This window comes from Microcoleus sp. A2-C3, from assembly GCF_036706065.1.
GTDB lineage: Bacteria > Cyanobacteriota > Cyanobacteriia > Cyanobacteriales > Microcoleaceae > Microcoleus.
Genome location: NZ_JAUBVX010000120.1, coordinates 1 through 1,715, shown reverse-complemented (window position 1 = coordinate 1,715; position 1,715 = coordinate 1). Strand labels below are relative to the sequence as shown.

Annotated in this window: 4 protein-coding genes; 2 read left to right on the top strand and 2 right to left on the bottom strand. The window is 42.2% G+C overall.

Annotated elements, in window-relative coordinates:
- Positions 1–274: 274 nt before the first annotated feature.
- On the top strand, positions 275–583 hold the full coding sequence (locus tag QUB66_RS29835) for a transposase (RefSeq protein WP_442923348.1): 309 nt from the start codon (positions 275–277) through the stop codon (positions 581–583).
- Positions 584–866: 283 nt separating this feature from the next.
- Here the strand turns inward: QUB66_RS29835 and QUB66_RS29570 are convergent, their stop codons facing one another.
- A complete protein-coding gene (locus QUB66_RS29570) occupies positions 867–1,043 on the bottom strand; it encodes a hypothetical protein (protein WP_265237061.1) in 177 nt (58 codons plus the stop codon).
- A 222-nt stretch (positions 1,044–1,265) separates the two neighbouring features.
- Entirely contained in the window at positions 1,266–1,433 is a 168-nt protein-coding gene (locus QUB66_RS29565; RefSeq protein ID WP_332970796.1) for a hypothetical protein, read from the bottom strand.
- On the opposite strand from QUB66_RS29565, the gene QUB66_RS29560 reads away from it, so the two are divergent.
- Positions 1,434–1,643, top strand: coding sequence for a hypothetical protein (locus QUB66_RS29560; RefSeq protein ID WP_332970797.1), 210 nt, complete (start codon positions 1,434–1,436; stop codon positions 1,641–1,643).
- The last annotated feature ends 72 nt before the right edge of the window (positions 1,644–1,715 follow it).

The following is a 1,715-nucleotide window of genomic DNA, read 5'->3' as shown; positions in this document are numbered from 1 at the left end:
GGTGCGCTGGATAATACCAGCCATCGACTCTACCAGTCAATGTCCGAAGCAATAGCTGGAGTCGCCCAGAAGCCTACACCATACTGTACTCAGTTGGTGTAGGAGTATGTCACTATCAGGATTGGTTAAAAGTGCGATCGGAATGTCCCAAGTGTGGGGCGAAGTTTAAGATTCCGGCGTTTTAGAAAGATAATTCGTTATTACTGCTTATAGAGCCCGTTTGACATCTTTTACGTGGTTGTGATAACCGCAAAAGCATTATCCAGCAGCAGCCATGCCTTATTGTAACAGTCTAACGGATTCAGAATGGGAAATAATTGAACCCATACTACATGACATATTGCCCAGGAAGAAGTTAACTAGACCTTGTAACTGGACAAAAAGAGAAATCTTAGATGGAATTTTCTATCAACTAAAGAATGGCTGCAATTGGCAAGACCTACCCAAAGATTTGCCCCCCTATTCCACTGTATATTGGCATTACAAGCAGTGGCGAACACAGGGAGTGATAGAAGAGCTGATGAGGCTATTACATAGTCAAGTACGTGAGCAGGTAAAAAACAAGCCAAATGGACTACATTAATGATTATAGACTCACAAGCCGTAAAAAATACCTGTAACGCTAGTATTGAGTCGAAAGGGTTTTGTTTCTACAAATCTACAAATCGTATTAAAAGACACCTAGCCGTTGATACGCTTGGATTTATTTTTTACTCACTGCACAAAAGCTAGTGTATCAGATGATGTCGGCTTGATTGAAATGTTGAGTCTAAATATCGATTATTTCAAGTCTAAACCTCTAAATATTCCCCAAATTACGATACTACTAGACAAGCGATCGGCATATTAGGCTTGTAAAAAAGAACTTAATCAGCACGCTTATTCTTGGCGCGTGTGTGCAGTTTTCCGCGAACAATGATGCGTCCATTTGTGATGGAAAATTCCTCTCGGACTTGCGTTTCGATATCCCATCCCGCACCTTCTAAGGCAGGAGTAATGTATTTAGTGCAAATGTCGCGTTCAGAGAGTTGCTTTTTATCCATGCTTCAGTATTCTTTCAGCCCCTCTATCTTCAATCTATAGCGACTTATATTTGTAAATTGTGGTTTTTAAGAGCTAACTATGTATATAGATTGCCCATATAAATTAAGCTATTAAGTTGATTTTTGATATGCAGCTAATTCTCAAAATGTTGTTCGACAGCGATCGCATCTCCCATTCTCCCACAATGCAGACATCTTAAATCGTGCTTCACACTGGGAACACTAAGCTAAAAGCTTAAGCTGATTGACGATGGCGATCGCCATCGCACTTCCACACAGACTTATTTCGCACTTCATGCCCTCCCATTGGCGGCAGCATTTCCCATAACCTTTCAACCTCAACCCTCTGGATAGAGACTTAATTGCCGCCTCCCTTAAAATCTCATCCAAGTGACCAATCTGGTGCTCAGCAGGGCGATCGCTTCAATAACTCGCTCTACTTCACTGCTTCCCCGATTGCTCAGTAGCGCCATCACCCTCGCCAACGCCTTCGAGCGCTCTGGTTCAGGAAGCCGTGAAGTAGTGCTGCAATCCTGCTCCTGCAACACTTTACTAGCTTCGTCCGCTACGAAAGTCCGCTTCATCGTTACAGAATTATAGCAATCCTAAATCATTTTCTATGTATAGGTGTACTGATGGATTTTGGGGAAATCAAATTTATGTTCCTTTGTG